The sequence below is a fragment of the Parapedobacter lycopersici genome (genome assembly GCF_024643285.1).
In the GTDB taxonomy this organism is placed as follows: Bacteria; Bacteroidota; Bacteroidia; order Sphingobacteriales; family Sphingobacteriaceae; genus Parapedobacter; species Parapedobacter lycopersici.
The window spans coordinates 103,442-110,105 of record NZ_JAMSLW010000008.1; the positions used below are offsets into that span (position 1 = coordinate 103,442).

General features: G+C 51.9%; 6 protein-coding genes. 2 read left to right on the top strand and 4 right to left on the bottom strand.

Going from position 1 to position 6,664, the window contains the following annotated elements; translation table 11 throughout:
- Nucleotides 1-37: 37 nt before the first annotated feature.
- Genes NEV57_RS15505 through galK form a run of 4 tightly spaced genes read right to left on the bottom strand, consistent with a single transcriptional unit; the run spans nucleotide 38 to nucleotide 4,016 of the window.
- Nucleotides 38-1,129: a FecR family protein gene (locus NEV57_RS15505; protein ID WP_257659262.1), complete on the bottom strand. Its 1,092-nt coding sequence runs from the start codon at nucleotides 1,127-1,129 to the stop codon at nucleotides 38-40.
- A 45-nt stretch (nucleotides 1,130-1,174) separates the two neighbouring features.
- The gene (locus NEV57_RS15510) at nucleotides 1,175-1,711 is read right to left on the bottom strand and encodes an RNA polymerase sigma-70 factor (RefSeq protein ID WP_257659263.1); all 537 of its coding nucleotides are present in this window, start codon (nucleotides 1,709-1,711) and stop codon (nucleotides 1,175-1,177) included.
- Between the two features lie 47 nt (nucleotides 1,712-1,758).
- Nucleotides 1,759-2,841: an aldose epimerase family protein gene (locus NEV57_RS15515; RefSeq protein ID WP_257659264.1), complete on the bottom strand. Its 1,083-nt coding sequence runs from the start codon at nucleotides 2,839-2,841 to the stop codon at nucleotides 1,759-1,761.
- A 14-nt stretch (nucleotides 2,842-2,855) separates the two neighbouring features.
- A complete protein-coding gene (gene galK / locus NEV57_RS15520) occupies nucleotides 2,856-4,016 on the bottom strand; it encodes a galactokinase (RefSeq protein WP_257659265.1) in 1,161 nt (386 codons plus the stop codon).
- 125 nt (nucleotides 4,017-4,141) lie between these two features.
- On the opposite strand from galK, the gene NEV57_RS15525 reads away from it, so the two are divergent.
- Nucleotides 4,142-5,488, top strand: coding sequence for a deoxyguanosinetriphosphate triphosphohydrolase (locus NEV57_RS15525; protein WP_257659269.1), 1,347 nt, complete (start codon nucleotides 4,142-4,144; stop codon nucleotides 5,486-5,488).
- A gap of 22 nt (nucleotides 5,489-5,510) precedes the next feature.
- Nucleotides 5,511-6,497 carry a hypothetical protein gene (locus NEV57_RS15530; protein WP_257659266.1) on the top strand — a complete coding sequence of 329 codons (987 nt, stop codon included), beginning with the start codon at nucleotides 5,511-5,513 and terminating at the stop codon, nucleotides 6,495-6,497.
- The last annotated feature ends 167 nt before the right edge of the window (nucleotides 6,498-6,664 follow it).

The following is a 6,664-nucleotide window of genomic DNA, read 5'->3' on the forward strand; positions in this document are numbered from 1 at the left end:
ATTTGTTGTGTAATGATTGGCTGATGATATAGCCGGTTTACCGGCCGGGCGCATCAATTTGAACGTCAATGTGATGCAGGTATTCGATTTCGTTAATGACCTTTATATAAACGGCTGTGCTTTTTGGAAACGATCCCGTATAGAATTTTTGTCGGATATCGGATTCGCGGTAGGTAATCCGGATGTTGTAATTCTGCTGTAAAATCGCAAACACATCCAGCAGGGCCAGGTTGGTAAAACTAATGCCCTGTGCGGTTTCTTCAAAATATCCTCCCCGGTCCATGTTCGTGTTTTCCCCTGGTTTTCTGACTGCGGAAAGGACTTTTAATTCGGTTCGGTTAAACACGATTTCTTCCTCGGGTTTGAGTACACTGGTAAATGGCTTATTCGTTGCAGTTTGCCGGCCTTCGACACGGATGCTGCCCTCGATCAGCGAAACCTTTGTGGCATGGGAGGATACCAGTTCGTCGACCAGGAAAACCGTGCCCAGTGCCTGCGTCGTTAACCCCGACGAGTGAACGATAAAAGGTTTGGTTTTATCTTTGGCAACTTCAAAACGGGCTTTGCCTTTCAGGCGGAACACCCGGTTAGGGGCGTCCGTGAACTGCTCTGGAAACCGTATTTCGGACTGCGGATAGAGCAGTATGACCGAACCGTCAGCCGGTTCGAGACGCATGGGCTCATTACCGGAGTTGATGTAGTATAGATTACTGATGGGTGGGTGGGACACCACGGGATTGACGTTATCGATGGTGTCGGCACCGGTGGTTAGACGGATGGGTTCTGCGACAGCATAATCGGCTTCCTTTATTACACGATCGGGACGATTCAACAGCATTCCCAGGAAAATCAGTATCGCAGCGGCGCTGGCGCCTGCCATATACAGGAACTTTCGGCGCACCTGTTTTTTGCTGTCATGCTGATGAATGGCATGAAGGAGCTTTTGCTTGATCTTTTCCTCGGGATAGGTATCGGGTACGGTATCGTCCAGGTGTTGCCATTCATCAAAGGGGAGCCACTCCGCTAATTTTTCAGGGTGCCGTTGCAGGTAGCGGCTAATGTGTGCGGCCTCTTCGGGTGTACACTGATGCTGTAAGAAACGTTCGATGTGGTCTTTGGTTATTTTCATCAGTATGGTATACGGATGAAAACACGTTATCCCCCAACCAACAGCCTAAAAAAAATCAATGACAATGCATAAAAGGGAAAGAAGTGATTTTCTTAGCGCCTTGAGGGCTAAATTAATATGGTTTTCAGCAGTTTTGGGTGAAATGAGCAACCGGCTTGCAATTTCTTTGTGTGTGAGGTTTTCAAACCGGCTCATGATAAAGACCTTGCGCCGCATTTCGGGCAGGGCGTTGATGGCGTCCTGTAACAAGCCGGACATTTCCTTCGCGTTAAGTAATTCTTCCGGGGAGGCCGTTTGACGCGCTGGGATTACGAGGGATGTACGCAGTCTTTTCCGCGCGGTTTCTGTCCGGATGAGATCGATGATTGTCGTCCGGACAATGCAGAATAACTGTCTTTCGATGTCAATTTCAGGTTTTGGCTGTTGCAGGTTCCGCCATAATTTTATGAACGCTTTTTGCACCGTTTCCTCGGCAAGATAGCTGGAGTTCGTTTTTTTCAGCGCATAAGCATACACCCGTTTATTCCATTGGTCAAATAACGAATCGAAATCAACGGATGATGATTCGGTTCTGCGTTTCATAATTCATCGGGCTTATTGGATAGGCAATATACTATTTTATCAATAGTTTACCAATCCAGCGTCCGGTCCATGGCCTTCACCACAGAAAACCGATACGTTGTTTCCGATTGGAAGGTCTCGCCGGGCAAAAGCTGGGTGCTGGGAAATTTCGGCTGGTTGGGTGAGTCGGGGAAATGCTGGGTCTCCAGGCAGAACGCACCGTATTGTCCATAAGGTTTCCCCTGTTTACCGACATCCGCTCCGTCCAGTGCATTGCCGGTGTAGAATTGCAGTCCGGGTTCATTTGTGAATACCTCGAGGCAGATACCGCTGTCAGGCGATACGATGGCGGCGGACGGCCCCGGACCGGTATTCAATACATAGGTATGGTCGTACCCCCCATGGGGTGTCAGCTGGTCATGGGGTTGTCCGATATCGCGTCCGATCGTTTTGGCCTTCCGGAAATCGAACGGTGTGTTGGCAACAGACGCCACTGCCCCGGTCGGGACCTGGGCCTGGTCCACGGGCAGGTAGTGGTCTGCATTGATCCGTGCCATATGGCCAAGTACATCCCCATTGCCTTCTCCGTTGAGGTTGAAAAAGGCATGATTGGTCAGGTTGATAACCGTTGGCTCGGTGGTCTCCGCACGGTAGCTGATGATTAGTTCATTGTTGTCGGTAAGGCGGTATTTGACACGTACGGCCAGCTTTCCCGGAAAGCCTGCTTCCCCGCTGGCCGACACATAATAAAAATCGGCCTGCTGCAGGTAGTTGACCCGGCGGTCCCATACCTGCCGGTGAAACCCGTTTTCACCTCCGTGCAGGACGTTGCGTCCGTGGTTGGGTCCAATGGTATGTGTCTGGCCGTCAAGGGTGAATTTCCCGTCTGCGATGCGGTTGGCAAAGCGGCCGATGGTAGCGCCGTGGTACTGTTCCGCTGCATCGATGTACCCCCTGATGGTGGGAAACCCAAGCACCACGTCGGTGAGCAGGCCCTCGCGGTCGGGTACCAGCAGGCTCACAATCCGGGCACCGAAGTCGGATAGTGCCACGGTAACCCCGCGGTCATTTTTCAATATCAGCAGGTGTGTGTTTTTCCCGGCAATCCGGGTGTCGAAATCGACGGCATTTGGTAGCAGATTGTGCAGCATGGCTTATCGCTTGATTAGGATAACACTGTGGTCCCTCCCGAAGGCCTGGCCAGGTAAACCTGCAGCTCTTTTCCGGTCTTTCTCCTGTAGGTGTGGGTTATGGCATAAATGACATCCGGTACTTCCCCGGCTTTTACCATATTAATGGTACAGCCACCGAAACCGCCCCCCATCATGCGGGCACCGAGGACCGCTTCGCGACCCTGCATGAGATCCACCAACAGGTCCAGTTCGTGGCAGCTTACTTCGTATTGATGCCGGAGCCCTTCATGGGTTTCGAACATGCGCTTTCCAAAGGACATCAAATCATTCTTTTTTAAGTCGTCGCACCCGTCCTGTACCCGCTGGATCTCCGAAACGACATACAGGCAGCGCTGGTACACGGTTTCGTTGACCGGTTTTACATAACGGTTCAGCTGTTCGGCCGTCGCATCGCGCAGGCTCGTCACGGCGGGGTGATGCTTCCGGATTAACGCCACGCCACGCTCACACTGTTCGCGCCGTTCATTATAGGCCGATGAGGCCAGTGAATGCTTTACCCGGGTGTCAAACAGGATGAGTTGTATGTCTGGATGGTTAAATGGAATGTATTCATGGGAAAAATCCGCGCAATCCAGTTTGATCAACTGCCGTTCCTGCCCGAACAGGCTGGCAAATTGATCCATCAGCCCGCACTTTACACCCACGAAATCGTTTTCGGCCGCCTGGGCTGCCAGTGCCATATCCAGTCTGGAGATGTCCAGCGAAAACAGTTCATTAAGGGCGAATGCCGTTGCGCATTCGAGGGCGGCGGAGGAGGAAAGGCCTGCACCCTGGGGGATGTCGCCGGCAAAGACGAGGTTGAAGCCCTGCAGGGGGTACTGTGACCGGATGAGCTGCTGCACAACACCCAGTACATAATCCGGCCACAGGAGTCCGGAACGTTCGATGCCATGCAGCGTTGTGCTGTAGGTCTGGCCCTGGTCGAGGGCATGCAGCTGGATAAGCTGGTCATCCCGTTTCCCGATTGCGGCAACGATCTGCTTGTCGATGGCCGCGGGGAGTACCCAGCCCTGATTGTAATCGGTATGTTCACCAATCAGGTTAATACGTCCCGGCGAACGGACCAGCAGCGGGTCCTCGCTGAAAAGGGAGCGATACGTCTGGTGTACCAGGTCGGGGAGGGGAGCAGCCATTGCGGTATTTATGTGTTGTCCAAAGCCAGGTTTAAATGTACGATAAAAAACGGGGCTCCGCAACCGATGTTTACATTACCGCTACATCACTTTGTGATAATGTGCTACCTTTGCGGACTATGATCATGAACTGGCAGCAATTGCTTTCGGCTAAGCGGTGGGGGTACGAATCCCGCGTGATGGGCGACCAACACGATGCGCGTTCCGAATTTCAGCGGGATTACGACCGGCTGATTTTTTCTTCGCCGTTTCGTCGCCTGCAGAACAAAACCCAGGTGTTTCCCCTGCCCGGCAGCGTATTTGTACACAACCGGCTTACCCATAGCCTGGAAGTTGCCAGTGTGGGGCGGTCGCTGGGACGGATTTTCTACAACGAGATGAAAAGGGAGCACCCGGATATCGACCGGGAGCTGCCTTATCTGCAGGAAGTGGGGAATGTCATATCGGCAGCCTGTTTATCGCATGACCTCGGAAACCCGGCGTTCGGGCATTCCGGCGAATCGGCCATCTCCAATTATTTTACCGATGGTGCAGGCCGCGTTTTTGAAGGGCAGGTTTCACCGGCGGAATGGGCCGACCTGACCCACTTTGAGGGTAATGCCAATGCACTGCGGATTCTGACGCATCCGTTCGCGGGCAAAGACGAACATGGGTTCGCCCTTACCTACAGCACGCTGGCTGCTATTATTAAATATCCATGCGCCGCCATTGACGGACACGACAAGCGGTCCCACCACCGGAAAAAGTACGGTTATTTCCAGTCGGAACGTTCCGCTTTTGAAAAGATCGCCCTGGAAACGGGACTGTTGGGCGATTCGGGTGAACAAGCGGCGTATAAACGCCACCCGTTGGTTTACCTGGTGGAGGCGGCCGATGACATCTGCTATAACATTATTGACCTTGAGGATGCACACCGGTTGGGCATTTTATCTTACGAACAGGTGGAGCAGCTGCTGTTGCCGGTGTGCGATGACCCCGCGTTGAAGGTCCGGCTGGAGAAACTCGCGGACTTTGACAGTCGGGTAAGTTTATTGCGTGCAAAAGCAATCAATACCCTGATCACTGCCTGCGCAGCCGTGTTTGTCCGGCAGCAGGATACGATTTTACGGGGGCAGTTTACTCAGCCGCTGATCGACGCCGTGGACACCGGCCTGACGGATGCCATGCAGGCCATTGAGCGGATTTCAGTCGAAAGAATATACAACGCGCCGGCGGTGGTGCAGATTGAGGTGGCAGGATATAAGGTGATGGATGGTTTACTCGATGAGTTTGTTCCGGCATACTTAAAACCGAAGCAGTCGAAATACGAAGCCAAGCTGCTGGCCCTGATGCCCCGGCAATTTCTGGCGCAGCAGCAGGATACGTATTCCCGGATCCGTTCGGTGCTCGACTTTGTTTCTGGAATGACCGATTTATATGCGGTAGAGCTTTACCGTAAAATCAAGGGCATTTCATTTCCTTCATTAGATTAATTTTTATACGTTATTGCAATCCATGACTACCTTATATGATCCGTTCCAGGAATTCCGTTTTGATCACAGCACCTGCTTTCTGAGTGGTGAGAAACTGCAGTCGGCAGACGAGGAGATTCAGGTGTTCCCAATGTGGCTGATGCGGGCATATGAACTGGAAGAGAAACCATTTAAATTACTGGACGAGCATATCAGCACTTACAAACAGTTAAAATTGCCCTGTGCCGCGGCGACCGCGGGCCGGCTGGATGAACTGGAGGAGCAGATTGAGGCGGCGTTTACGGAAGGCTATGCGGCCGTAAAGCAGCTGGAGCCGCTGCAGCTGTTCCAGTGGGCGGGGAAGCTGGTTTACGGAATTATATTCAATGAAATCCAGTCTGGCATCCGCCAGCAGCAGCTGAGCGGGGAGGTCATGAATTTTTCGCAGGTACTGGCGCATAAATTCAAAAGTCTGCATACCATGCTGCAGTCGATACGGCTGCCCATCCAGTTTGACGGTGCACTGCCTTTCAGCGTGGTGGTGACCCGCGTGGCTAATCCGGAGGACACATTCAGTTACCGCGACGAGATTAATACACTGGTTTTTTCGTTGCGGATGAAGGATTTTGGCCTTATTGTTTGCTTGCAGGACAATGGGACGAATAATAACTACCATCGTGATTACCTCAAAAAAGTAGGTGCCCATTCCCTGCACCCCATCCAGTTTGAAGAACTTTGTGCCCGTTATTTTTATTCGACCTACTTGTTCAACCGGTTGCCCGAGTATGCGGTATTGCCAACTGATGAGCGGATTTACATCGAACCCATGCCACTGATGGATATGAGCAGGAAGCCGATTTTCGATCCATGGCAGGTAAAGGTATTTGGCCAGGTGCTGGAGAATTTCTGGAAACCCTGGGGCTTTACATTGTTTGAAATCATCAAGGATCCGGAGCACCCCATGTCGTATTTACTGGATGCTGAGGAAGCATGGATTGATATGGACAAAATTGATTTGCCGAAGGGATAGCGGGGTATTCATTTGGACAGTAACCCGTTAGGTTCTCCGATTGGCCGGATCAGCCTCAGGATTGTTAAATTCTTATGTATTTCGAGTTAAAAATACTTGCACGGTTTATAGAAAAACTATATCTTTGCAGCCCGCTTGGGAGGAAGGGAATAGGGCGGCAGTACATT